Below are 23910 nucleotides of genomic sequence, written 5' to 3' on the forward strand. Positions count from 1 at the left end.
GCGGCCGGTCACGCCGACCTCACGTTGAGCCCGGAGTCGGCCAGGATGCGGATCGTGGCGTCCTGGGCGTCGCGCACGGCCTGGACGAACGTGTCGCCGGCGGTCAGCTTGCGCCGGAACCCGTCCGCGAGGACGTTGAAGATGCGTTGCGTCGGGGGCGCCCACGTCCAGTCGGTGTTCTGCTCCTGCGCCGCCGGCACGAAGATCTCCTCGTTGTAGCTCTGGCCGCCGAAGAACTCCGACGGCCCCATCCGCGGCGTGCCGATGAAGTCGCGCGCCGGCGACCAGCCGATCCCGCAGTGCTCGATCATCGCGTCGACCCCCTCCTCCGACGTCGTCATCCACACGCAGAAGTCGAGCGCCTCCGCGGGGTGTCGCGAGTTGGCCATGACGGCGGCCGTGGACCCGCCGAGGTAGGTCGAGCCGTAGCCCTGGGGCCAGGTCTGCATCGGCGCGACCTGCCACAGCCCCTCGGTGCTCGCGGCGCTCTGGATGAGCGCGTCGCCCCACGACGCGCTCGTCACCGCGTAGATGCCGTCGTTCGCGACGGCGGCGTACCAGCCGGGCGAGAAGGCGCCGAAGCCGGTGTCCAGCAGGTCCTGGTCGACGGCGCGATCGAAGAAGTCGGCGACCTCCAGCGTGACGTCGTCGGCCATGTCGACGACCCAGGCGTCGCCGTCGATCTGCCACCAGTTCGCACCGGCCTGGGTGGCGAAGGAGCAGAAGCCTGACGTGTCGCCGACGTTGAACGACTCGAGGTAGGCGTCAGCCGACCGGACCTCTGCGGCGAGCTCGGCCCACTCGTCCCAGGTGGTCGGGGCCTGCGCGCCGATGCCCTCGAGCAGGTCGGTGCGGTAGTAGAACGCGCACGGGCCGGAGTCCTGCGGGACGCCGAAGATGCCGTCGTTGAACGTGACCTGGCTGACGAGCGCCTCGTCGTAGCGGTCGGTGACGTCGTTCATCCCGTACCGAGCGACGTCGACCAGGCCGTTGACCAGCATGAACGCCGGAACCTGGCGCAGCTCGACCTGGCCGATGTCCGGTCCGCCGCCGGCCGCGAGCGCCGAGAACATCTTCTGGTAGCCGCCGCCGTTGCCGCCCTGGATCCAGACCGCGTCGACCTGCACGTCCGGGTTCGCGGCGTTCCAGATGTCGCACACGTTCTGCAGGTCCTTGAGCCACGCCCAGTACGTCAGACGGACCGGTCCGTCCGCCCGCGGGATCACCGGCTGGGTGTTGGGGTTCGCCGTCGCCGGCGCACAGGCGGCGAGCGCCGCTCCGGCGCTCGCGCCGAGGCCCAGCTGGAGCGCCCTACGCCTCGAGATGCCGCCCATGTCTCCCGCCGCCGTCGTCCCTCGACCACCTCGTCGGTCCGCTGACGTGTCGACGTAACCACGCGAGCATGGCCCGCGCACCCCGGGGCGGCGTCCGCACGGCCGCGGCAGGGCAGACGGCGCCCGCCCGTCGACGCGCGCCGCTCGCCCTCAGGCGCCGAGCAGCCAGCGCACCTCGCGGAGGAGCAGCTCGCGCCGGTCCGGCGAGTCGTAGGACGTCGCGCCGTGCCCGAGCCCGTCGTACACGGCCCGGCCGTGCGCGCCGTCGTGCACCCAGGCGCAGACGTGGCGGAGCCCGTCGTGGGCGTGGTCGAGGAGCGGGACGACGAACGGGTCGGTCTCGAGACGGCTGTACCGCTCGTCGTCGGCGACGTGGAGCGTGTGCAGGCCGGCGACGATCGGGTGCGGTGGCATGACGACGTCGAACCGCGACTCGCCGCGCTCCGGGTGCATCGACGTCCCCACCACCCAGCGGCCCCCGAGCCTGGCGTGCCACGCGGGCACGTCCGTGAACGTGTTGGCGGCCGCATGGACGCCGAGCACCGGCATGCCGATGGAGAGCGTGGTGGTGAGCGCCGCGTGGGCAGCCGCCCACTCGGTGCCGCCCGTGTCCTCGTGGAGACCGCCGCCCGCGTTCACGACCAGGAGATCGGCGCCGGCGAGGTCGAACGCGTCGGGCTCGGTGGGACGGACCTCGACGGCGTGACCCTCCTTGCGCAGCACGCCGGCGATCGCCTCGCTCGTGCCGGGGAAGTCGTGCCACGGGTCGGCGTACCTGCCCGTACCCGCCAGGACGACGATGCCCACTCCCGCCTCCATGCCCGCGTGTGTCAGCTGCGCTCCACGGTCAGCTCGCGAGCCCGAGCGTAACGCTCGCGGACCTCGGGGGCCTGGGCGGCCTCGTACGTCCTCGAGCGCGACGCCGTCCACTCCGGCGGGGCCTCGCCGCCGGCGAGCACCCACGCGGCCTGACGCGCGGCGCCGTCGGCCACGAACTCGCTCGGCTGCGGGACAACGACCGGCCGGCCCAGCACGGTCGGGGCGATCGCGGTCAGCGCGCGCGAACGTGCCGCACCCCCGACCAGCTGGATCGACGCGACGTCCAGGCCCTGCGTGCGCACGGCGTCGAGCCCGTCGGCGAGCGAGCACAGGACGCCCTCGAACGCGGCCCTGGCGAGGTTCTCCCGGGTCGCGTTCCCCAGCGTGAGGCCGTGGAACGCGCCGGTGGCGAGCGGCTTGTTCGGCGTGCGCTCCCCCGCGAGGTACGGCACGCACACGAGCCCGCCGGCGCCGGGGGACGCCGCGAGCGCGAGCTCGGCGAGGCCGCCGTGGTCGACGCCGAGCAGCCCCGCGACACGGTCGAGCACCTGCGAGGCGTTGAGCGTGACGGCGAGCGGGAGGTATCGGCCGGTGGCGTCCGCGAAACCCGCGACGAGGCCGGTGGGGTCGGCGACCGGGTGGTCGACGACGGCGCTCACCACGCCGGACGTGCCCACGGACAGCGCGACGTCGCCCGGGCCGAGCCCGAGGGCCAGCGCCGCCGCCGCGTTGTCGCCCGCACCGGGGCCGAGCACCGCAGGACTGCTCGCGCCCTCCGCCGTCCCCGCGCGCTCGGCGGGCGCCAGGACGCGCGGGAGCACGACGTCGTCACGGCCCAGCGCACGCGCGAGCAGGTCGGGCCGGTACGCACCCGCGCCCCCGTCGGCCGACGCGTCGAAGTAGCCGGTGCCGGAGGCGTCGGAGCGGTCGGTCGTCAGCTCCTCGACGTCGGTCCCTCCGGACAGCTTCCACGTGAGCCAGTCGTGCGGGAGCGCGAGCGCCGCCACCCGCGCCGCGTGCTCCGGCTCCGCGTCCCGCAGCCAGCGCAGCTTCGTGATCGTGAGCGACGCGACCGGGACGGTGCCGACGGCGCTCGCCCACGCCGCGGCACCGGCCGCCCGGTCGCCGTCGCCCAGCTCGTCGATCAGGTCCTCGGCGGCCGCGGCCGAGCGCGTGTCGTTCCACAGCAGGGCGGGCCGGATCACCTCTCCGGCGGCGTCGAGCGCGACCATGCCGTGCTGCTGCCCGCCGACGGCGACGGCGGCGACGTCGTCCAGCCCGCCCGCGATGCCGATCGCCGCGCCGAGCGCGTCCCACCACGCCGCCGGGTCGACCTCGGTGCCGTCCGGGTGCGGCGCCTGCCCGAACCGGGCGAGCGCGCCCGTCCCGGCCTGCCGGACGACGACCTTGACGGACTGCGTGGAGGAGTCGATGCCCGCGACGAGAGTCATGCGGCCATCCTTCCGGTCATCGTCCCCCTCAGCCGACGAGGTGCGCGATCGCGAGCTGGTTCAGCTCCACGAAGTTCGTCTCGCGGGCGCCGGCGGCGTCAGCGTCGTAGTCCTCGAACGCGCCGCGGTCCGCGAGCAGGTCGGCGATCGACTCGCCGTCGGACAGCGTCGGGGCGCTGAGCTCCAGGACTCCGGACGCCGCGAACGCCTCCTGCACGCGTGGGTCGGCGCGATAGGCGCGCGCCTTCTCGGCGAGCAGGAGGTACGTCTCCATGTTCGCGCGCGCGGACGCCCACACGCCGTCGAAGCCCTCGGTGCGGGACGGCTTGTAGTCGAAGTGGCGCGGGCCGTCGTACGTAGGGCCGCCGGACGGGAAGCCGTTCTCCAGCAGGTCGACGGTGAAGAACGCGCTCAGCAGGTCGCCGTGGCCGAACACGAGGTCCTGGTCGTACTTGATCGAGCGCTGCCCGTTGAGGTCGATGTGGAAGAGCTTGCCGCTCCACAGCGCCTGCGCGATCCCGTGGGTGTAGTTGAGGGCGGCCATCTGCTCGTGCCCGACCTCCGGGTTGAGGCCCACGATGTCGCCGTGCTCGAGCTCGGCGATGAAGCCGAGAGCGTGCCCGACCGTCGGGAGGAAGATGTCGCCGCGCGGCTCGTTCGGCTTCGGCTCGAGCGCGATGCGCAGGTCGTAGCCCTTCTCCTTGATGTACGCGGCGACGGTGTCGATGCCCTCGCGGTACCGGTCGAGCGCCGCGTTCACGTCCTTGGCGCCGTCGTACTCGGCGCCCTCGCGGCCGCCCCACATGACGAACGTCGCCGCGCCGAGCTCGGCCGCGAGGTCGACGTTGCGCAGCACCTTCCGCAGGGCGAAGCGACGGACGCCCCGGTCGTTCGCGGTGAAGCCGCCGTCCTTGAACACCGGGTGGCTGAACAGGTTCGTGGTGACCATCTCGATGACGAGACCGGCGTCGTCGGCCACCTGCTTGAAGCGCGTGAGGATCTGCTCACGCTCGGCGTCGGGCGTGCCGAACGGGACGACGTCGTCGTCGTGGAACGTGATGCCCCACGCACCGGCCTCCGCGAGCGGGCCGAGGTAGTCCCACGGGTCGAGCGCAGGGCGGCTGGCCTCGCCGAACTGGTCGCGGCCGGTCCAGCCGACCGTCCACAGGCCGAACGAGAACTTGTCCTGGGTCGTGGGGGTGCGCGTCATGGTGGGCTCCTCGTCGAGTCGTTCCTGTGGGCGGTCCGATTAGTTGATTGGCTGAATTTATCGCCGTGTTCGGCTACCGTCAACGCCGTGGACGAGGATGCGCGGCGGCTGGGCCGCGGGCGCGGCGGCGAGCCGGCAGCCCGGCAGGCCAGCCTGCGGGCGCACAACCTCTCGCTGCTCCTTCGGCACGTGCCCGCCGGCGCGCCGGGGATCTCGCGCGCGGAGCTCGCGAACCGGACCGGGCTGACGCGGGCGACCGTCTCGACGCTCGTCGAGGCCTTGCTCGCGGCGCGGGTGCTCGCCTGGTTGCCGTTCGCGAGCACGGGGTCGGCCGGCCGGCCGCCGACGCCGGTCGCGCTCGCACGCGGCACCGTCGCCGGGCTCGGGCTCGAGGTGACGCCCGAGCACGTGGCGGCGTGCGCCGTCGACCTCGCCGGCGAGGTCCTCGCCCTCGAGCTGCGCCCCCTCCCCGCGGGAGGGGCCGCGGACGTGCTCGCGGCGACCGCGGCGCTCGGCGCCGACGTCGCGCGGCGCACGTCCGACGGCGGTGCGCGCCTCGTCGGGACCACGCTCGCCGTCCCCGGGATCGTGCGGGACGGCGTCGTCGTCGACGCCCCGAACCTCGGGTGGACGGACGTCGACGCCGACGGCGCGCTGCGGTCCGCTCCGGAGTTCGCGCCGCTCGCGGCGCTCCCGCTCGACGTCGGGAACGAGGCGAGCCTCGGGGCGCTCGCCCAGGCCGACGCGCTCCGGTCGGACGTGCGGACCTTCCTCTACGTGTCGGGCGACGTCGGCGTGGGCGGGTGCGTGGTGCTCGACGGCGTGGCGCTCGGCGGGCAGCACGGCTGGGCCGGGGAGGTGGGGCACGTCGTCGTCGACCCGTCCGGACCGCTCTGCCGGTGCGGCTCGCAGGGCTGCCTGGAGCAGTACGCCGGCGCGGCGGCCCTGAGGCGCTGGCCGACCTCGCGGGTGGGCTCGGCTCTCGGGATCGCGCTCGCGTCGACGATCAACGTGGTGGACGTGAGCACCGTCCTGCTCGGCGGGACGCTGGCGCCGCTCGTGCCCGAGCTCCGGCCCGCTCTCGAGGCGGAGCTCGCACGGCGCGTGCTCGCGTACCCGTGGTCGCCGGTCGCGGTGCTGGCCGCGCCGGTCCGCGAGCACGCCGCTCTCCTCGGCGCGGCGCTGGCGCAGACCTCGGCGGTGCTCGCCGACCCCTCCGGGCGGCTCCTCACCTCCTGACTCCCTCCGCGAGAGGATCTCTGCACTCCCTCCGCGAGAGGATCTCTGCGCGTCCGCGAGAGGATCTCTGCGCGTGACCTGGCGGGTGGGGCCGGGGCACTCGGCGCTACGGCACTGACCCGCCCGGTGGGTCGGCGCCGTAGCACGCTGACAAACGACCACGACCCGGCGCGGACCCATGGTGTGCGGGCCGGTCGCCGTGATACTCATGCGAGATGACCTCCCCCACCCCCGTCGCCGGCCGCTTCGACGGCGCCGTCGCCCTCGTCGTCGGCGCCGCTCACGGCATCGGTCGGGCGTGCGCCCACCGCCTCGCCGCCGAGGGCGCACGGGTCGCCGTCGCGGACCTGGACCACGACGTCGCCGTCACCGTCACCGACGCCCTGCCCGGCGCGGGGCACCTCGCCGTGACGCTCGACGTCACGGACCGCGCCTCCGTCGATGCGGCGGTGGCCGACGTCGTCGCCCGCGCCGGCACGCTCGATCTGCTCGTCCACGTCGCGGGCGCGGACTCCGCGCACCCCGCGTTCGAGGAGACCGACGACGACGTCTGGCGCGCCATGCTCGACCTCAACCTCGTGGGCACCGCACGCACGTGCCGGGCCGCGGTCCCGCACCTGCGGCGCAGCACGTGGGGTCCGGCGATCGTCACGACGAGCAGCGTCAACGCCCTGCTGGCGCTCGGCAGCGAGCCGTACTCGGCGGCGAAGGCCGGCTTGTCGTCGCTCACCCAGAACCTCGCGGCGACGCTCGGCCCGGAGGGCATCCGGATCAACACCGTGGCCCCCGGCACGATCCGCACCCGGAACTGGGACAACCAGCCCGGCGGCGCGGACAGACTGCGCGGCCTGTACCCGCTCGGGCGGGTCGGCGAACCGGAGGACGTGGCCGCCGCCGTCGCGTTCCTCGCCTCGCACGACGCGGCCTGGATCACCGGCGTCACGCTGCCGATCGACGGCGGGCTGCTCACCGGGCCCGGGCTCATCCCCGGCGACGAGCGCACCTGAGGTCAGGCGTCGCGCGCCGGTTCCGGGTCGCCCGCGCGCACGAGGAAGGGCTCCAGCAGGCCGGGCACGGCGTCGGCGGCGACCTGGAGTCCCTGACCCGAGCCGGCATCGACGACGGCGTAGTGCCCCCGGCCCGCCGCCGTCGTCGCCTCGAGCGTCATCAGACCCATCCGACGCTGGAACACCGACTGGCGGATCCGCCAGCCGATGATCCCCGGCCGGTCGAGGTGGACCGTCGCCCGGCGCACGCTCCCCGACCGCGCCACGAGGTGCCGCTCGGTCAGCGCGTGCCCCAGGGAGGCGTAGGCGTCGACGGCGATCGCCACGGCGCCGACGGCGAGGAGCAGCGCAGCGCCGATCGTCACCACGCTCCAGAACGCCGAGGGCGACCACAGCACGTGCACCACCACCGCGACCAGCGCCAGGCCGAGCACCACGACCGCCGCCCACCGCAGGCGCCGCGTGCGGGCTGCGCGCGGGTGCCCGCTCAGCTCCACGTCCACCGGGCCGACGACCGCCTCCGCCGCCGCCAGCGTGACGGCGCGCGGCGCCGGCGGCACCAACGTCGTCAGGTCGCTCCGGCCCTCGTCGGTCTTGAGCCCGATCGCGACGACGTCGAGCCTCGCCGCGCGGGCTGACCGGATCCCGATCGGCTCCACGATCTCGACGCCGCGGATCCGCTCCTCCTCGAGGCTGAGCGACCGCGAGACGAGCAGCCCGCGGCGCACTCGCAGCGTGCCGCCCGGCTCCCGGTCCAGGCGGTGGTTCCACCACGCCTCGGCGTGGATGGCGAGGCTCCCGATCGCGCCGAGCACGACGAACGCCCCGAAACCCAGCAGGAGCACGGGCCACGGCCCGTACGTCTCGACCCAGCCCGCCACGATCTCGACCGGGAGACCGCCGCGACCGAACCAGTCCGCGACCTGGAACGTGAAGCCGACGAGAGCCGTCGGGATCAGCGGCGTGAGGAACGACAGCGGCGCGTAGCGCAGCCACACCGGCTCCCAGGTCGCCAGCCGCTGCTCGTCGGGCGCCGCGCCGTCGCCCTCCACCCCGCGCCGCAACAGCTCGGCGCGCAGGCGATCGCCCTCGGCGCGGGCGACGGAGTCCAGCACCAACGAGCGCTCGGTGGCCGAGCCGGACCCGCTGCCGGTCTCCGCCGTCCCCACCTTGACGGTGACGAGGCCGAAGACGCGCTGCAGCGGGTTCGCGTTGACGTCGACGGAACGGATCCGGTCCCGGGCGAGCGACCGCCGTCGTCGGAACAGGATGCCGGAGCTCATCTCCACCCGGGTCTCCGCGACGCGGTAGCGCGTGAAGCGCACGCGGAGCCCGTCCAGCACGGTCCCGACGGCCACGAGGAGGACGGCGCCGGGCAGGACCCACGCGAGCGCCACGCCCCAGGACGTCCCCGCCGCGACACCCATCGCCGTCGGCACCCCCGCCGCGATCGCGACGCCCACCATGAACAGCGCCGTCACCTTGAGCGTGTCGCGGTGCAGCGCCACCCAGGGGACGCCGTCGTCGGCGGTCTCGGTCTCCGACGGCGCGGCCTCGGTCATGTCGCGTCGCCCGGCGTGGCGTCGGTCAGTCGGGTCAGCTCCGCGGCGAGCTCCGCCGCGGTCTCGGCGTCGAGCCCCTCGAGCTTCACGGCGCCCGCGGAGGACGCCGTCGTGACGACGAGCGTCGCGAGCCCGAACGCGCCCTGGACCGGGCCGCGCGTCGTGTCGACCGTCTGGATGCGCGACATCGGCGCCACGCGCCACGTCCGCCAGAAGTACCCGGTCAGGGCGTACACGGCGTGGTCGGTGATCTCCCAGCGGTGCACGCGGTGCCACCAGATCGGCAGCGCGACCGTCGCCGCCAGCCCGATGACCCCCACGACGGCCGCCGGGAGCAGCAGCCACGTGCGCGCCGGTGCGATGAGCACGCCGAGCACGACGAGCGGCACGACGACGACGGCGGTCGCGATCGCGAGCTGCGTGCGCCACCAGCCGACGGTGCGTGGGTCGTAGCGGTTGCGGGGAGGTCGGAGCGTCACGCCTGACGTCATGCGCCCCACGGTAACGACGGAGGCCGCTCCGGGAATCCTCCTCACGAGGGAGAGGAGTCCTCTCGGGGAGTGCTACTCGAGGCGGAAGACCCGGCGCGGGAGCGGCGCAGCGAGGTCGACGGCGATCGCTGCCGCCTCCTCCTCGCTCAGCTGGTGCGTGACCACGAGCGAGGCGAGGAAGCCGGCGTCCATCCGGCGGGCCATGTCGTGCCGCGCGGGGATCGAGCAGAACGCTCGGGTGTCGTCGATGAAGCCGGACGTCTTGCCGAAGCCGGCGGAGTCCGTGACCGCGCCGCGGTAGCGGGCGATCGCCGACGGGGTGTCGAGGAACCACCACGGCGCCCCGGCGTACACGCTCGGATAGAAGCCGGCGAGCGGCGCGATCTCCCGGGAGAACGTCGTCTCGTCCACGGTGAAGAGCACGAGCCGGAACCGCTGGTTCGTGCCGAACGCCTCGAGCGCCGTCCGCAGCGGCCGCGTGAACGCCCCGACGTCTGGCAGGTCGTGACCGGTGTCCGGCCCGTACCGCTCGAGCGTCGGGCCGTGGTGGTTGCGGATCACGCTCGGGTGCAGCTGCATGACGAGGCCGTCCTCGCTCGCCATCCGCATGAGCTCGAACAGCATGTGGCGGCGGTACGCCGTCGCCTCCTCGGGAGTGCCCGAGGAGGCCAGGAACGCGGCATGGATGCGCTCGGCCTCGGGCGCCCTGAGCGGCAGCGCCCACGCGTCGACGGGACCGGTGTCGGTCGCCGTCGCCCCCCTCTCGGCGAAGTACGCGCGCCGGTTCTCCAGCGCCGCGACGAGACCCGCGTGCGTCCCGGTGTCGATGCCGGCGGCCGCGCCCAGCCGGTCGAGCCGCGCCGGCCAGCCGGGCACCCCCGGGTCGAGGTAGGCGTCGGGGCGGAACGTCGGCAGCACGCGCCCGGCGAACTCCGGGTCGTCCCGCAGCGCGGCGTGATCGGCGAGGTCGTCGGCGGGGTCGTCGGTCGTCGCGAGCACCTCGATGCCGAACCGCTCGAACAGGGCGCGGGGGCGGAACTCCGGGCGCGCGAGAGCGGCGACGAGCTCGTCGTAGAGGGCGTCGGCGGTGGCCGACGACGGCGTCAGGTCCGTGCCGAAGACGTCGGCGAGGATCGCCGTGGTCCAGTACCGCACCGGCGTGCCGGCGAACGCCCCCCAGTGCGCGCAGAACGTCCGCCAGATCTCGCGCGGGTCGGCGCCGGGGGAATCGCCCCGCGGGGCGCGCCCGAGCGCTCCGAGGTCGGCGCCGTGCGCGTGCAGCAGGCGCAGCACGTAGTGGTCGGGCACGACGAGCAGGTCGGCCGGGTCCGTGAACGGCTCGTCGCGCAGGAGCAGCCCGGCGTCGACGTGTCCGTGCGGGGACACGATCGGCGCCGACGCCGCGGCCGCGTACAGGGTGCGCGCCACTCCGCGCGTCGCGGGGTCGGCCGGGAACAGGCGATCGGGGTGCAGGGCCACGGGTCCTCCGGTCATGGGTTGGGCTGGTCACGAGTCGGCAACGGGGTGCGAGGTTCACCCGCACCCGCAGCCAGCGGTCCGCCGGCGGGGCCGGTGGAGGCGCGGATCGTGAGGTGGGTCGGCAGCGCGAGGCGCGGGGCGGCGTCGTCGCCGGTGACCCGCGGCGCGCCGTCGTCGAGCCGCGCGAGCAGCATCGACGTCGCCGCCCGCCCCGCCCGCTCGACGGGAGCCGTGATCGTCGTCAGCGGCGGGTGGGCGAAGTCGGCGCCGAACACGTCGTCGCACCCCACCACGCTGAGGTCCCGCGGCACGGCGAGGCCACGGTCGGCGAGCCGCGCGAGGATCCCGATCGCCATGAGGTCGTTGAACGCGACGACGGCGCTCGCCGCCGCGTGCACGGCGGCGTCGGCGGCGGCCGCGCCGGAGGCCTGGAGCGGCGCGTACGGCCCGAGCACCACGAGCTCCACCCCCAGCCGGCGCGCCCGCGCCCGCGCGACCCGCCGCCGTCGGGCATCCGACCACGATTCAGGCGGCCCGCCCGCGTACGCGATCCGCCGGTGGCCGAGCGAGGCGAGGTGGTCGAGCGCGTGCGCGACGCCGCCGGGCGTGTCGAGCGTGACGCCCGGCACGCCGGGCACGTCGCGGTTGAGGGTGACGAGCGGCAGGCGCGACGCGCGAGCAGCGATCGCGGCGTCGGACAGGCGCGACGCCGCGAGGACCGCCCCGTCGACGCTGCGCTGCAGCCGGTCGAGCCACGCCGCCTCGACGTCCGCCGACTCCTCGGTGTCGACGAGCACGTGGACGTACCCGCGGTCCCGCAGCTGCGCCTGCGTGCCCCGGATCACGCCGAAGTAGAACGGGTTCGTGACGTCCGGGACGACGAGCGCGATCATGCCCGTCCGCCCTGAGCTCAGCGCCCGCGCGGGGCCGCCGGGCGAGTAGCCGAGCTCGTCCGCCGCGGCGCGCACCCGCTCCCTCGTCGCCGCGCTCACGCGGCCCGGGTTCGCGAGCGCGCGGGATGCCGTCGAGATCGCCACTCCGGCGCGCTCGGCGACGTCGCGCAGCGTCACCTGACCCGCACCGGTCACCGCGGGCTCCCGGGGCGGTGCACCGCACGCGGATCGGCGCACGCCGGGCCGAGGGCGGTGCGCGGTGGCGGACGGGTCGACACGGCGGCAAACATACGGCAATCGGTTGCCAGCCGCTAGAGCGACGCCGTACGGTAGCGCCATGACCGACGCGCCACGGTGGCACCTGTCCGGCTTCGGCGACGAGATCGACGCCGACCCGCGCGTCCAGGTCGCGGTGCTGCAGGCACTCGGTGCCCGCCACCTCGAGGTGCGCAGCGCCTGGGGCACGAACGTCGCCGACCTCACCGACGCCCAGGTCCGCGAGCTCGCGCAGATCCTCGACGCCGCCGAGCACCGCGTGAGCGCCATCGGCTCGCCGATCGGCAAGGTCGACATCAGCGAGGCGGCTGGGGAGGTCGCGCGACTGCGTCGGATCGCGGAGATCGCCCACACCCTCGACACCCGCTACGTGCGGATCTTCTCGTTCTACCGCGCCGAGGGCGTCACGCCGGAGCAGATCCGCGACGACGTGATCGCCGCTCTCACCGAGCTCGCCGGCGTCGCCGAGGACGAGGGCCTCGTGCTCCTCCACGAGAACGAGAAGGACATCTACGGCGACACCCCGGACCGCGTCGCCGACCTGGCCCGGCACGTGAGCAGCCCGGCGTTCCGCCTCGCGTGGGACGCGGCGAACTTCGTGCAGGTCGGCGCGCGCCCGCACACCGACGGCTGGGCGGAGCTCGCCCCGCACGTCGAGTACCTGCAGGTCAAGGACGCCGACCTCGCCACCGGCGCCGTCCGCCCCGCCGGCGACGGCGACGGCGAGGTGGAGGCGACGGTCCGTGCCCTCGCCGCGTCCGGGTACGCCGGCTTCGCCTCGCTCGAACCCCACCTGACCGAGGCCGGCCGCATGGGCGGCTTCTCCGGACCTGCCGCGTTCGGGGTCGCCGCCCGCGCGTTCGCCCGCATCACCGACCGAGTAGGAGTCCAGCTCGTATGAGCACCCCATCCACGTCCGCCGGTCCCACGAGGGACGACGGCGCGGCGTCGCCCGCGCCGCTGAAGCTCGCCATCGTCGGGTGCGGCGTCATCGGCCGCCTGCACGCCGAGGTCGCGGCGGCCAGCCCCGACCTGGAGGTCGTCGCCGTCGTCGACCCGCACCCGGAGCGGGCCGGCGAGGTCGCCGCCGTGCTGACCGCCGCAGGCGAGAGGGAACCGCGCAGCCACGGCGACCTCGGCGAGGCCCTGGCCGCGGGCGACGTCGACGTCGTCGCGGTCTGCGTCCCGAGCGGCGAGCACGCCGAGATCGCGATCCAGGCGCTCGAGGCCGGCGCGCACGTCGTCGTCGAGAAGCCGCTCGACGTCGCGCTCCCCCCGGCCCGCCGCCTGCGCGAGGCATCGGCCCAGCGGCCGGGGCAGGTGGTCGCCGTGATCAGCCAGCACCGCCACGACTACTCCTCGCTCGCCGTCCACCGCGCGCTGGAGGCCGGCCGGTTCGGCCGCGTGACCTCCGCCGTCGCCAACATCGACTGGTACCGCACCCAGGAGTACTACGACTCCGGCGACTGGCGCGGCACCTGGGCGCTCGACGGCGGCGGCGCGCTCATGAACCAGGGCGTGCACACGCTCGACCTGCTGCTGTGGTTCCTCGGCGAGCCGATCGACGTCGTCGCGCACACGGCACGCCTCGGCCACGAGCGGATCGAGGTGGAGGACGTCGCCGTCGCGATCATCCGGTTCACGTCCGGCGCGCTGGCCACGCTGCACGCCTCGACCACCGTGTACCCGGACCTCGGCGTGCGGCTCCACGTCCACGGCACGGCCGGGTCCGCCGTCATCGAGGGCGACGACCTCGCGTTCTTCCACGCGCTCGACGCCGAGGACGGCGAGTGGAAGGCGAACCAGGCGCACCTCGAGGTGTCCGAGGCGGGCACGGTCGCGAGCCCGCGCGGCAGCCTCGACCCGTCCGGCTCGCACGCCAGCCAGTACGGCAACTCCCATGCGACGCAGTGGGCCGACGTCGTCGCGGCGATCCGCGAGCACCGCGCCCCCTGGGTGACGCTCGACGACGGCCTGCGCGCCCTCGCCACCGTCCGCGCCGTGTACCTGTCGGCCACGCTCGGCAAGCCGGTGCGCGTGACGGACGTGCTCGACGGCGTCTACGACGACGTCGCCACCCGCACCGGGTCGTCCGACCCGGTCCCCGCCGATCAGCGCACGGAGGTGCTGCGATGAGGTTCTCCGTCTTCACCGCGTCGACGCCGGAGTGGACGCCCGCCGAGGCCGTCGCCCAGCTGGCGGCGCAGGGCTGGGACGGCGTCGAGTGGCGTGTCGTCGATCAGCCGGCGCCCGCGGGCGACGCCGGGTTCTGGTCCGGCAACCGCGCCACCTGGCCGCTCGCGGGCGTCGCCGACGCCGCCGAGGAGATCGCGCGCACGACGACGGACGGCGGCCTGGTGATCTCGGCACTCGCCGGGTACGCGCGCTGCTACGAGCGCGACGACGTCGAACAGCTCCTGCTCGCGACGGCGCGCTCCGGCGCGCAGCGGGTCCGGGTCACAGTCCCGGCGCTCGGCACCGGCACGTACCCGGAGCTGTTCGCGCAGGCGCGCGAGGACTACACCTGGGTCGCGGAACGCGCCGCCGCACACGGCGTCAAGGCGCTCGTCGAGCTGCACCACCAGACGATCACGGCCTCGGCGTCGGCCGCCCTGCGCCTGCTCGACGGCCTCGACCCGGCGCACGTCGGCGTCATCCACGACCTCGGCAACCTCGTCATCGAGGGCTGGGAGGACCCGCAGCCCGCGCTCGAGATGCTCGGCGACTACCTGGCCCACGTGCATCTCAAGAACGCGGTGTGGCGGCCCACGGGCGAGCGCGACGCGAGCGGCGCGACCGTGTGGGAGCACGCGTGGGCGCCGCTGCGCGAGGGGCAGGCGAGCGTGCTCGCGTACTTCCGCGCCCTCGCCGCGGTCGGGTACGACGACTGGGTGACGGTCGAGGACTTCTCGACCGAGGTCCCGCTCGCCGAGCGCACCGCCGACAACCTCGCCTACCTGCGGGCCACCTGGGACCTCTCCCGTGGGTGACGCGTCCGCCGAGTGCGTGATCCCTGCCGCCGACACGCCGGTGATGCCGTGAGCGACCACGCACTCGACGGCGGGGGCGGCGTCGCACGGGTCGCACGGGTCGGTGACGGCGGAGGCGCGCCGGTCCGGATGGTGCACCTCGGGCTCGGCGCGTTCCACCGCGCGCACCAGGCCTGGTACACCCACCGTGCCAACCTCGCGGCGTCCGGTGCCGGCGGACACCCGGCGGACCCGTCGGATGCCGCTGGCGCCGCGGACGCCGCGGACCTGTGGGGCATCGCGGCGTTCACCGGCCGGCGCCCCGACGCCGCCCGCGCCCTCGCGGCCCAGGGCTGCGCGTACACCCTCCTCGTGCGCGAGCCGGACGGCGACGCCGCCGAGCGCATCACGTCGATCTCAGGGGCTTACGACGGCGCCGACACCGCGGCCTGGCGCGGCGCCGTGGCGAACCCGCGGGTCGCCGTCGTCACGCTCACGATCACCGAGCCGGCGTACGGGGCGACGTCGGCGATGCGTCGCCTCGCCGACGGGCTCGCCGCCCGCCGCGACGCCGGGGCGGGCCCGCTCGCCGTCGTCAGCTGCGACAACCTCCCCGCCAACGGGGCGCGCACGCGCGACGCCGTGCTGGGCGCCGCCGACGACCCGCGCCTCGCCCAGTGGATCACCGACCACGTCTCGTTCGTCGACACGGTGGTGGACCGGATCACGCCGGCCGCGACCGACGACGACCGTGCGGCCAGCGGCGACCCGTGCGTCGTCGTGACCGAGCCGTTCACCGAGTGGTACCTCGCCGGCGAGTTCCCGGCCGGCCGTCCCGCGTGGGAGGTCGAGGGCGCCCGGTTCGTGCCGGACGTCGAGGTCTACACGCGCCGCAAGCTGTGGCTGCTCAACGCGGGGCACTCGCTGCTCGCGTACCTCGGGCTCGCCCGCGGGCACACCAGCATCGACGAGGCGATGGCCGACGGCGAGTGCCGGCGTGCGCTCGACGCGCTCTGGGACGACGCCGCACCGGTCCTTCCGCTGCCCGAGCGTGAGATCCGCGACGCGCGGGCGGCGCTGGTGCGCCGGTTCACCAACCCGCGGATCAGGCACCTGCTCGAGCAGATCGCGAAGGACGGCTCGGCGAAGCTGCCTGCGCGGTCGACGCCGGTCGTGGCCGCCCGGCTCGCCGACGGTGCGACGCCCGGCGACGGACAGCTCCGGCTGTGGTCGGCCTGGCTCGCCCACCTCCGCTCGGGCTGGACGAGCGACGCCGACCCCGGCGGCGCACCCCTCGCCGCGCGCGCCCGCACCTCCCTCGCCGACGGTGCAGCCGCCGTCGTCGACCACCTGCTCCCGGCCGCACGGCCCGAGACCATCACCAGCATCGTCGACGACGTCGCGCGCGGCGCGGCGCAGATCGAAGGAACGAGGAGTACCGCATGAGCAGCAGGATCACCGAGGTCGAGGTCCTCGTCACGAGCCCCGACCGCAACTTCGTGACGTTGCGGCTCACGACCGACGACGGCGTCACGGGTCTCGGCGACGCGACGCTCAACGGGCGGGAGCTCGCCGTCGCGAGCTACCTCTCCGACCACGTGGCGCCCCTGCTGGTCGGGCGGGACGCGCACAACATCGAGGACACCTGGCAGTACCTCTACCGCGGCGCGTACTGGCGGCGCGGGCCGGTGACGATGGCCGCGATCGCCGCCGTCGACGTCGCCCTGTGGGACATCAAGGCGAAGGTCGCGGGCCTGCCCCTGTACCAGCTGCTCGGCGGCGCCTCGCGCGCCGGCGCGCTCGCCTACGGGCACGCGTCGGGCCGGGACGTGCCGGAGCTGTTCGACTCGATCCGCGCGCACCTCGAGAAGGGGTACCGCGCGATCCGCGTGCAGACGGCCGTCCCGGGGATCGACGCCGTGTACGGCGTCGCCGCGCAGCCGACGGCCGAGGGTGCGCGCTACGACTACGAGCCCGCCCAGCGCACGGCGCTGCCCGTGGAGGAGGACTGGGACACGCGCGCGTACCTGCGCCACCTCCCGACCGTGTTCGAGGCGGTGCGGAACGAGTTCGGGCCCGAGCTGCCGCTGCTGCACGACGGCCACCACCGCATGACGCCGATCCAGGCCGCGAAGCTCGGCAAGGCGCTCGAGCCGTACGACCTGTTCTGGCTCGAGGACTGCACGCCCGCGGAGAACCAGGACGCGCTCCGGCTGGTGCGGCAGCACACGACGACGCCGCTCGCCATCGGCGAGATCTTCAACACGGTGTGGGACTACCAGACGCTCATCCGCGAGCAGCTCATCGACTACGTGCGCTCCGCCGTCACGCACACGGGCGGCATCTCGGCGCTACGCAAGATCCTCGACTACGCGGCGCAGTACCAGATCAAGTCGGGCATCCACGGGCCGACCGACATCTCGCCGGTCGGCATGGCCGCCGCGCTGCACCTCGACCTGGCCATCCACAACTTCGGGATCCAGGAGTACATGCCGCACGGCGAGCGGACCAACGAGGTGTTCCGGCAGTCGTTCACGTTCGACGGCGGGCTGCTGCACCCGGGCACCGAGCCCGGGCTGGGGATCACGTACGACGACGACGCCGCTGCCGGCTTCGCGTACACCCCGGCCTACCTGCCGGTGAACCGCCTCAAGGACGGCACGATGCACGACTGGTGACGGACGGCGCTGCCCGCCGGCGCACGATCCGAAACTATCGGCTTCGTGCGCCGCGAGCCCGTCCGGCGGATCGCTGATCTCGGACCACGGGTGGTAGCGTCAGCCCGAAAGTTCCGGAGCGAGGGCGGGGTCGATGGCTGAGGACGCGCCACGCGCGACGATCGCGAGCATCGCCGCTGAGGCGGGCGTCTCCGTGCCGACCGTCTCGAAGGTGCTCAACGGCCGGCCTGACGTGGCGCCGGCGACCCGGGCGCTCGTCGAGGAGGTCATCGAGCGGCACTCCTACACGCGCCGGGGCGCCCGCGGGCGGAGCCGGTCGAAGCTCGTGGAGCTCGTGTTCCACGAGCTCGACGCCGGCTGGGCCGCCCAGATCATCCGGGGCGTGGAGCGCGTGGCGGCGGCGGAGCGCCTCGGCGTCGTGCTGTCGGAGCTCGGCGGCGCGCACCGCCCGAGGCAGGAGTGGCTCGACGACGTGTTCGCCCGCGGCTCCATGGGCGTCGTGTTCGTGCTCAGCGAGGTCGACGCCGGGCAGCGGCGCCAGCTGCTGTCGCGGGGGGTGCCGTTCGTCGTCGTCGACACGGCCGGCGAGCAGCCCGCCGACGTGCCCACCGTCGGCTCCGCGAACTGGAGCGGCGGGCTCGCCGCGACCCGCCACCTGCTCTCGCTCGGGCACCGCCGCATCGCCGTCATCTCCGGGCAGCCGGACGTGCTGTGCTCGCGGGCTCGCGTGGACGGCTACCGCAGCGCTCTCGAGGAGGCGGGGATCGCCGTCGACGCCTCCCTCATCCGGTACGGCGACTTCGCCCTCGAGGGCGGCTACCGGCACGGGCTCGAGCTGCTCGGTGCAGCGGACCGCCCGACGGCGGTGTTCGCCGGCAGCGACATGCAGGCGGTCGGGCTCCTGCGAGCGGCGCGCGAGCTCCGGCTGCGCGTGCCCGAGGACCTCTCGGTGGTGGGCTACGACGACCTCCCCGTGGCGGAGTGGATCGGGCCGGCCCTGACGACGATCCGGCAGCCGCTCGGCGAGATGGCCGCCACCGCCACCCGCATGCTGCTCGCGCTCGCGCGCGGCGAGACGCTGCGGAACCCGCGGATGGACCTCGCGGTGGAGCTGGTCGTGCGCGGGAGCACCGCCCCTCCCGAGTGACGGCCGGGCGTGGTGGGCTACGGTGGCCGCCAGGAGGGGGACTGTGCCGGAGCTCGAGACGGCGGGTGCGCACGCCGACGACGAGGCAGCGATCCGCGCCGTCGTGGCCGAGCAGACCGCCGCGTGGAACGCCGGCGACGGCGTCGGCTACGCCCGCCACGTCGCACCCGACGTCTCGTTCACGAACGTCTTCGGGGCGCTCCTGTACGGGGCGTCCGCGTTCGCGACTCGGCACAGCGAGATCCTGGCGACGTTCTACCGCGCGACCACGAAGCACCACGTCATCCGGCGCATCCGATTCGTCACCCCGGACGTCGCGCTCGTCGACGTCGAGAACGAGGTGCGCGGCGTCGTCGAGATGCCGCCCGGGGTCCCCGTCCCGCCGGACGGCGTCCTCACCACCCGGCTGCTCGAGGTGTTCGTGCGGCGGGACGGGCGGTGGTGGGTCGAGGCGTACCACAACGTGCAGGTCGGGACCGGCGCCGGCTCGTGACGCCTGGTCGGCCGCTCAGGACGCCGTGAACGTCGCCTCGGCGTGGGCGAGCACGGGCCGCGCGGCCCGCAGCACGAGCGCCGCGAGCACCGAGGCGAGCGCGGCGAGCACCCAGTCGGACGTCAGGACGACGACGCCGCCCGCCAGGATCGCGAACGACGCGTACTGCAGGGTGACCAGCGGCTTCGCACCGAGGTAGTACAGGGCGAGTCGGGCGACGTCGCGGGTCCGGAACGACATGAGGGCCGCCAGCACGACGGCGTGCACCAGCCAGAGCGCAATGCCCGCCGCGAGCACCGCCAGGACGACGCCGCCCGCCGGCGGCAGGCCCGTCGCCTCCAGGTGGGTGAGGTTGATCCCGAGGACCGCGAGCACGGCCAGGCCGGGGATCCAGATCCTGAGCACGTCGCCGAGGCCGAGCCGGTAGCCGCGGCGGAAGTGCCGCCACGGCGCCAGGTCCCGCTCCCGGGCGGAGGCCCGCCAGGCGAAGACCGTGGCGGCGAACGCCGGGCCCACCGGCACGAGCGCGAGCGCGACGAGCGGGATGTTGCTCGGGTCGGGGACGAGCAGGAACAGCAGCACGAGTCCCGGCGACGCCGCCAGCAGGAAGAGTGCCTCGAGCGCGAGGGTCCAGTACACGACGGCGGAGGCGCGCGAGAGCGGACCGGCGCCGACGATCGGCGATGGTGCCGCCCCGTCGGCCATGGCGCTCACGTCCTTCCGGCCCGCCCCTGGCCCGCTGCTGCTGGGTCAGACGCCTCGACGGTACCGGCCGGCGTCGGCATCGACGCTGCGTCGGCATCGTCGCGGGCGAGGACGACGACGTCGGTCGGCTCGAGCGTCAGGGTCGCCCCGTGCTCGATGCGGCCTCCCGTCAGCAGGTCGGTGCCGCCGGCGTGCGCGACGACCTCGACCGCCTCGTCCCCGTGGTGCAGCACCAGGTCGTACGTGGTCCCGTCGACCTGGCGGACCGCGTGCTCGACGCCCGGCGCGTCGGCGTACGGACCCAGGAGCCCGTGACGCGCGAGCACGCGGCGCACGACCCAGGCGACGCCGTCGCCGTCGAGCATCGTGCCGACGTACCACGCCTCGCCGTCGCCGAAGGTGTTCCGCGTGACCGCCGGCGACCCGGCGTAGAAGTCCGCACCGTACGTGCCGACCACGTCGGCGCCGTCCGGGATGACGAGGTCGAAGACCAGGGTGCCGTCCGAGACCAGGCGGGCCGCGCCGTCGTCCTCCGTCAACGTCACGGAGTTCGCCGCGGCGGGAGGCCGGGCGTCGGTCTCGTCCACCCGGACGCCGAGCAGGCGGGCGAGCGGGCCAGGGACGTCGGAGAGGAACGCGTTGGCGGCCTCGTCCACGCGGCCGGACAGCACGGTCGTCACGACGCTGCCGCCGCGGGCGACGACGGCCTCGAGCCGCGAGGCGAGGTCGCCCTTGACCATGTGCAGCAGCGGGGCGACGACGACGTCGTAGCCCGTGAGGTCGGCGGTCACCGGGACGACGTCGAGCTGAGCGCCCGCCTCCCAGAGCGCGCGGTGGTAGTCGACCAGCACGGCCGGGTACCGCACGTGCCGGTTCGGGCCGTCGGAGATCTCGACGGCCCACCAGGAGTCCCAGTCGAACAGCAGCGCGACCCGGGCCGGTGTACGGCCGCCGAGGAGGGCGTCGCCGAGCCGCTCGAGCTCCTCGCCGAGCGCCGCGACCTCGCGGAAGGAGCGGGTGTCCGTGCGGCCGGCGTGATTGAGGACGGCGCCGTGGTACTTCTCGCACGCGCCGCGGCTCTGGCGCATCTGGAAGAACAGGACGGCGTCGCCGCCGTGGGCGACGGCCTGCCACGACCACAGGCGCATGACGCCGGGCCGTTTCAGCGGGTTCACGTCGCGGCTCGCGGTGACGGTCGGGGTCTGCTCCATGAGCCAGAACGGCTGCCCGCCCTTGAGCCCGCGCATGAGGTCGTGGGCGAGGGCCATGCGCGAGGCCGAGCGCTCGTCGGGCGGGTAGTTGTCCCACGAGACGACGTCGAGGTCGTCGGCCCACCGGTGGTAGTCGATCGGGCGGTACATGCCCATGAAGTTCGTGGTGACGGGGGCGTCGGAGTGCTCCCGGATCGCCGCCTTCTCCTCGCGGAACGTGCGCAGGAGGTTGTCGGAGGTGAAGCGCAGGTAGTCGAGCGTAATGCCCTGGAACGCCGTGTGGTCGGGGCCGCGCCAGTGCTCCGACAGCGCGTTCGGCGGCACGATCTCCTCCCACGCGGTGAAGCGGTGGGACCAGAAGGTGGCGTTCCAGGCGTCGTTCAGCGCGTCCAGGCTGCCGTGGTGCTGACGCAGCCAGGCCCGGAACTCGGCGGCGCACAGGTCGCAGTAGCAGGCGCCGCCGTACTCGTTGTTGACGTGCCAGGCGAGCAGGGCGGGGTGGTCCGCGAACCGCGCGGCGACGGCGCCCGCCAGTGCCGCGGCCAGGCGGCGGTAGGCGGGTGAGCTGGGGCAGGCGTTGTGGCGCTGACCGTAGACGTGGCGCCGGCCCTCGAAGTCGGTGCGGCAGACCTCCGGGTAGGCGCGCGCGAGCCACGGGGGCAGGGCTCCGGTGCCGGTGGCGAGGCAGACCTGGCGGCCCTGCGCGTGCGCACGGTCGAGGATCTGCGCGAGGAGATCGAGGTCGTAGACGTCCTCGCGCGGCTGGGTCAGCGACCAGGCGAAGACGCCGACCGTGAGGGTGTCGATGTGCGCGAGGTCGAAGGCCGCGTCGTCCTCGGCCCAGACCTCCTCGGGCCACTGCTCGGGGTTGTAGTCGCCGCCGTACGGGATCCGGCGTGTGCTCGGCAGGATCATCGGGTCCTCTCCGCGGGCTGGAGGCCCGCCTCACTGGTGTCGCCCGCAGAAACCTCTCGCGGTGGCGCAGAAACCCTCTCGCGGTGACGCCAACTTCCTCTCGCGGTTGCGCAGAAAACCTCTCGCGGTGGCGCAGACTTCCTCTCGCGGTGGCGCAGAGAACCTCTCGCGAAGGTGGGGCGCCCTGCGAGGGTGCGGCGGTGGCGGCCCGTCCCGGAGTGGCTGGGCGTGGGGCGCGACGAAGGAGCGCCCGGGCAGGACGGGCCGCCACCGCCGCACCCGACCCGGGCACGGGCCGCGACCGCCGCGTCCGACCCAGGCACCCCGGCCGCCACCGCCGCACCCGACCCAGGCACCCCAGCCGCCGCACCTACTCGGAGCTGCTCTCCGCGAAACGCTCCTGCGCGGTGTTCGCGACGTCGAGGTACTGCTGCACGTTCAGGCCCTCGAGCTCGGCGACGTAGGCGTCCCACTCGTCGAAGGACCGCTGACCGAGGATGAACGCCGCGGTGTTCTGCCAGACGTGGTCCTTGAGCGCGGTCTGCAGGAGCGAGACCTGCTCGCGTTCCATCTCGTTGAGCGGCCACGGCGGCGGCAGCGTCAGCTCCTCGCGGTTCGACATCGACTCGACGAAGTCGATCACCTCGGGCCGGAGCATCGACTGGTCGAGGTCGTCGGTGGAGCCGTGCTCCAGCATCCACACCCCGTTGTGGAAGCCGTAGTCCACGTTGAGCTGCGTGGGGGCGCCGGGGTTGAGGCCGTTGATGTCGATGTCGTCGACGAGGACGCGCGTCTCGCCGTCCCAGGTGAAGGTCTCGCCCTCGACGCCCCACTTGGCGAACTCGAGGCCCTCGTCGGAGTAGTACAGCCAGTCGATGAACTGCAGCAGCGCGAGGAAGTGGTCGCTGTCGGCGGCGTCGGCGGAGATCATGAGGCCGCTCTGCAGGCGCGTGCCGGCGGGCACGTTGTCACCGGCCGGGCCGGCGGGAACCCGGATCAGCGCCGTCTCGGCGTCCGTCCCGAGCTCGGTGAACGTGTCGCGGTAGCGCAGGATCTCCTGGTCGTTCGCGGCGATCGCCATCGACTGACCGGAGCCGAACTTCTGGATGGCCTGGTCGTCGTCCTGCGTCAGGCTCTCCGGGTCCATGAGGCCGTCGGTGATGAGGCCGTTGTAGTACTCCAGCAGAGCGCGGTACTCCTCCGTGGCCCCCGTGTACACGAACTCCTCGGCGTCGGCGTCCCACGTGACACCCTCGCCGTAACCCCACCCGGCGGACGTGCCGAAGTTCGGGGCGGCGAAGTTGAGGGTCGCCTCGAGCGGCCCGTTCGCGGACCAGCGGTCCGAGAGCGGCCACACGTCCGGGTAGGCCTCGTGGACGGTGCGCAGCTGGTCGGCGAACTCGTCGAAGCTCGCCGGCTCGAGGCTGAGGCCGAGCTCCTCCCAGACGTCGGCCCGCACCGCGTACGTGTACATGGGACGGTCCGACTCCCGCAGGCCGGGCAGCATGTAGAACTTGCCGTCCTCCTGACGGCGCTGGTCGAGCGCCTCCTCGAGGCCCCACTCCTCGACCTTCGCCGTGAAGTTCGGCAGGTACTGCAGGTAGTCGCTGACGGGCAGGATCGCCCCTCCGGCGACGAACTGGACCTCCTGGCCCGGGTAGGTGACCGAGATGATCTCGGGAGCGTCGCCCGCGCCGATGAGCAGGCCCTTGCGCTGGTCCCACTCGGCGAGCGGCGCGCTCGTGATGTCGAAGCTGACGTTGTGGTCCTCCTCGAGCGACTGCAGGAGGAGCCAGTCCTCCTGCAGCGGGTAGTTCGGGTGGTCCCGGTACAGGAGCCCGAACTCCACCGGTTCGGTCGCCACGAACGTCGTCCCGACGTCGTAGTCCTCCATCGCGCCGACCTGACCGAGCTCGCTCTCGTCCGGCGTCTCATCCTCGGATCCCCCGTCGCTGGAACAGGCCGCCAGCGTGATCGCCAGCGCCGCGGCGACGACGGCCGCCGCGTTGCGTCTCCTCGTCGTCCTCATGG

General features: G+C 74.2%; 20 protein-coding genes. 9 read left to right on the plus strand and 11 right to left on the minus strand.

Annotated elements, in window-relative coordinates; translation table 11 throughout:
• Positions 1-8: 8 nt before the first annotated feature.
• The 4 genes from BCAV_RS16640 to xylA form a co-directional block, all read right to left on the minus strand.
• Positions 9-1334: an extracellular solute-binding protein gene (locus tag BCAV_RS16640; protein ID WP_015883784.1), complete on the minus strand. Its 1326-nt coding sequence runs from the start codon at positions 1332-1334 to the stop codon at positions 9-11.
• Positions 1335-1484: 150 nt separating this feature from the next.
• Complete coding sequence (locus tag BCAV_RS16645) at positions 1485-2153, minus strand: ThuA domain-containing protein (protein WP_050761754.1); 669 nt, start codon at positions 2151-2153, stop codon at positions 1485-1487.
• A gap of 11 nt (positions 2154-2164) precedes the next feature.
• Positions 2165-3604, minus strand: coding sequence for a xylulokinase (locus BCAV_RS16650; RefSeq protein WP_015883786.1), 1440 nt, complete (start codon positions 3602-3604; stop codon positions 2165-2167).
• A 28-nt stretch (positions 3605-3632) separates the two neighbouring features.
• Entirely contained in the window at positions 3633-4814 is a 1182-nt protein-coding gene (xylA, locus tag BCAV_RS16655) for a xylose isomerase (protein WP_015883787.1), read from the minus strand.
• A gap of 87 nt (positions 4815-4901) precedes the next feature.
• Here xylA and BCAV_RS16660 point away from each other — a divergent pair, with 87 nt between their 5' ends.
• Together BCAV_RS16660 and BCAV_RS16665 are read left to right on the plus strand one after the other, a co-directional pair.
• The gene (locus BCAV_RS16660; RefSeq protein WP_015883788.1) at positions 4902-6053 is read left to right on the plus strand and encodes an ROK family protein; all 1152 of its coding nucleotides are present in this window, start codon (positions 4902-4904) and stop codon (positions 6051-6053) included.
• A 215-nt stretch (positions 6054-6268) separates the two neighbouring features.
• Complete coding sequence (locus tag BCAV_RS16665) at positions 6269-7060, plus strand: SDR family NAD(P)-dependent oxidoreductase (protein ID WP_015883789.1); 792 nt, start codon at positions 6269-6271, stop codon at positions 7058-7060.
• Positions 7061-7062: 2 nt separating this feature from the next.
• Here the strand turns inward: BCAV_RS16665 and BCAV_RS16670 are convergent, their stop codons facing one another.
• The 4 genes from BCAV_RS16670 to BCAV_RS16685 form a co-directional block, all read right to left on the minus strand.
• A complete protein-coding gene (locus BCAV_RS16670) occupies positions 7063-8622 on the minus strand; it encodes a PH domain-containing protein (RefSeq protein ID WP_015883790.1) in 1560 nt (519 codons plus the stop codon).
• Positions 8619-9113 (minus strand): PH domain-containing protein, encoded by a 495-nt coding sequence (locus BCAV_RS16675; RefSeq protein WP_015883791.1) that lies wholly within the window; start codon positions 9111-9113, stop codon positions 8619-8621. The genes BCAV_RS16670 and BCAV_RS16675 overlap by 4 nt, the downstream gene beginning before the upstream one ends.
• 72 nt (positions 9114-9185) lie before the next feature.
• Positions 9186-10607, minus strand: coding sequence for a glucuronate isomerase (gene uxaC, locus BCAV_RS16680; RefSeq protein ID WP_043347407.1), 1422 nt, complete (start codon positions 10605-10607; stop codon positions 9186-9188).
• Positions 10604-11680: a LacI family DNA-binding transcriptional regulator gene (locus tag BCAV_RS16685; protein WP_015883793.1), complete on the minus strand. Its 1077-nt coding sequence runs from the start codon at positions 11678-11680 to the stop codon at positions 10604-10606. Before BCAV_RS16685 ends, uxaC begins: the two co-directional genes overlap by 4 nt.
• A gap of 142 nt (positions 11681-11822) precedes the next feature.
• Here BCAV_RS16685 and BCAV_RS16690 point away from each other — a divergent pair, with 142 nt between their 5' ends.
• The 7 genes from BCAV_RS16690 to BCAV_RS16720 all read left to right on the plus strand — a co-directional run bounded on the left by BCAV_RS16690 (position 11823) and on the right by BCAV_RS16720 (position 19048).
• Positions 11823-12662, plus strand: coding sequence for a sugar phosphate isomerase/epimerase family protein (locus BCAV_RS16690; RefSeq protein ID WP_015883794.1), 840 nt, complete (start codon positions 11823-11825; stop codon positions 12660-12662).
• Entirely contained in the window at positions 12659-13897 is a 1239-nt protein-coding gene (locus tag BCAV_RS16695; RefSeq protein ID WP_015883795.1) for a Gfo/Idh/MocA family protein, read from the plus strand. The genes BCAV_RS16690 and BCAV_RS16695 overlap by 4 nt, the downstream gene beginning before the upstream one ends.
• On the plus strand, positions 13894-14751 hold the full coding sequence (locus BCAV_RS16700) for a sugar phosphate isomerase/epimerase family protein (protein ID WP_015883796.1): 858 nt from the start codon (positions 13894-13896) through the stop codon (positions 14749-14751). The genes BCAV_RS16695 and BCAV_RS16700 overlap by 4 nt, the downstream gene beginning before the upstream one ends.
• A gap of 48 nt (positions 14752-14799) precedes the next feature.
• Entirely contained in the window at positions 14800-16176 is a 1377-nt protein-coding gene (locus BCAV_RS16705) for a mannitol dehydrogenase family protein (RefSeq protein ID WP_245528879.1), read from the plus strand.
• Positions 16173-17408, plus strand: coding sequence for a D-mannonate dehydratase ManD (gene manD, locus BCAV_RS16710; RefSeq protein WP_015883798.1), 1236 nt, complete (start codon positions 16173-16175; stop codon positions 17406-17408). Before BCAV_RS16705 ends, manD begins: the two co-directional genes overlap by 4 nt.
• Positions 17409-17541: 133 nt before the next feature.
• Positions 17542-18555: a LacI family DNA-binding transcriptional regulator gene (locus tag BCAV_RS16715; protein ID WP_015883799.1), complete on the plus strand. Its 1014-nt coding sequence runs from the start codon at positions 17542-17544 to the stop codon at positions 18553-18555.
• Between the two features lie 43 nt (positions 18556-18598).
• Positions 18599-19048: an SgcJ/EcaC family oxidoreductase gene (locus BCAV_RS16720; RefSeq protein ID WP_015883800.1), complete on the plus strand. Its 450-nt coding sequence runs from the start codon at positions 18599-18601 to the stop codon at positions 19046-19048.
• Positions 19049-19063: 15 nt separating this feature from the next.
• Here BCAV_RS16720 and BCAV_RS16725 read toward each other — a convergent pair whose 3' ends face one another.
• From BCAV_RS16725 to BCAV_RS16735, 3 genes are all read right to left on the minus strand, one after another.
• On the minus strand, positions 19064-19753 hold the full coding sequence (locus tag BCAV_RS16725) for a DUF624 domain-containing protein (RefSeq protein WP_015883801.1): 690 nt from the start codon (positions 19751-19753) through the stop codon (positions 19064-19066).
• Positions 19754-19758: 5 nt separating this feature from the next.
• On the minus strand, positions 19759-21879 hold the full coding sequence (locus BCAV_RS16730; protein ID WP_015883802.1) for a beta-galactosidase: 2121 nt from the start codon (positions 21877-21879) through the stop codon (positions 19759-19761).
• A gap of 370 nt (positions 21880-22249) precedes the next feature.
• Positions 22250-23908, minus strand: a complete 1659-nt coding sequence (locus BCAV_RS16735; protein ID WP_015883803.1) for an ABC transporter substrate-binding protein — start codon at positions 23906-23908, stop codon at positions 22250-22252.
• Positions 23909-23910: the final 2 nt, after the last annotated feature.

Source organism: Beutenbergia cavernae DSM 12333 (genome assembly GCF_000023105.1).
GTDB classification, from domain to species: domain Bacteria; phylum Actinomycetota; class Actinomycetes; order Actinomycetales; family Beutenbergiaceae; genus Beutenbergia; species Beutenbergia cavernae.

Excerpts from the sequence above, each read along its gene's own strand:
- BCAV_RS16730 (WP_015883802.1), bottom strand. The coding sequence starts at position 21,879 with ATGATCCTGCCGAGCACACGCCGGATCCCGTACGGCGGCGACTACAAC.
- BCAV_RS16695 (WP_015883795.1), top strand. The coding sequence starts at position 12,659 with ATGAGCACCCCATCCACGTCCGCCGGTCCCACGAGGGACGACGGCGCG.
- BCAV_RS16725 (WP_015883801.1), bottom strand. The coding sequence starts at position 19,753 with ATGGCCGACGGGGCGGCACCATCGCCGATCGTCGGCGCCGGTCCGCTC.
- BCAV_RS16735 (WP_015883803.1), bottom strand. The coding sequence starts at position 23,908 with ATGAGGACGACGAGGAGACGCAACGCGGCGGCCGTCGTCGCCGCGGCG.
- BCAV_RS16700 (WP_015883796.1), top strand. The coding sequence starts at position 13,894 with ATGAGGTTCTCCGTCTTCACCGCGTCGACGCCGGAGTGGACGCCCGCC.
- BCAV_RS16715 (WP_015883799.1), top strand. The coding sequence starts at position 17,542 with ATGGCTGAGGACGCGCCACGCGCGACGATCGCGAGCATCGCCGCTGAG.
- manD (WP_015883798.1), top strand. The coding sequence starts at position 16,173 with ATGAGCAGCAGGATCACCGAGGTCGAGGTCCTCGTCACGAGCCCCGAC.
- xylA (WP_015883787.1), bottom strand. The coding sequence starts at position 4,814 with ATGACGCGCACCCCCACGACCCAGGACAAGTTCTCGTTCGGCCTGTGG.
- BCAV_RS16640 (WP_015883784.1), bottom strand. The coding sequence starts at position 1,334 with ATGGGCGGCATCTCGAGGCGTAGGGCGCTCCAGCTGGGCCTCGGCGCG.
- uxaC (WP_043347407.1), bottom strand. The coding sequence starts at position 10,607 with ATGACCGGAGGACCCGTGGCCCTGCACCCCGATCGCCTGTTCCCGGCC.
- BCAV_RS16690 (WP_015883794.1), top strand. The coding sequence starts at position 11,823 with ATGACCGACGCGCCACGGTGGCACCTGTCCGGCTTCGGCGACGAGATC.
- BCAV_RS16650 (WP_015883786.1), bottom strand. The coding sequence starts at position 3,604 with ATGACTCTCGTCGCGGGCATCGACTCCTCCACGCAGTCCGTCAAGGTC.
- BCAV_RS16675 (WP_015883791.1), bottom strand. The coding sequence starts at position 9,113 with ATGACGTCAGGCGTGACGCTCCGACCTCCCCGCAACCGCTACGACCCA.
- BCAV_RS16670 (WP_015883790.1), bottom strand. The coding sequence starts at position 8,622 with ATGACCGAGGCCGCGCCGTCGGAGACCGAGACCGCCGACGACGGCGTC.
- BCAV_RS16665 (WP_015883789.1), top strand. The coding sequence starts at position 6,269 with ATGACCTCCCCCACCCCCGTCGCCGGCCGCTTCGACGGCGCCGTCGCC.
- BCAV_RS16645 (WP_050761754.1), bottom strand. The coding sequence starts at position 2,153 with ATGGAGGCGGGAGTGGGCATCGTCGTCCTGGCGGGTACGGGCAGGTAC.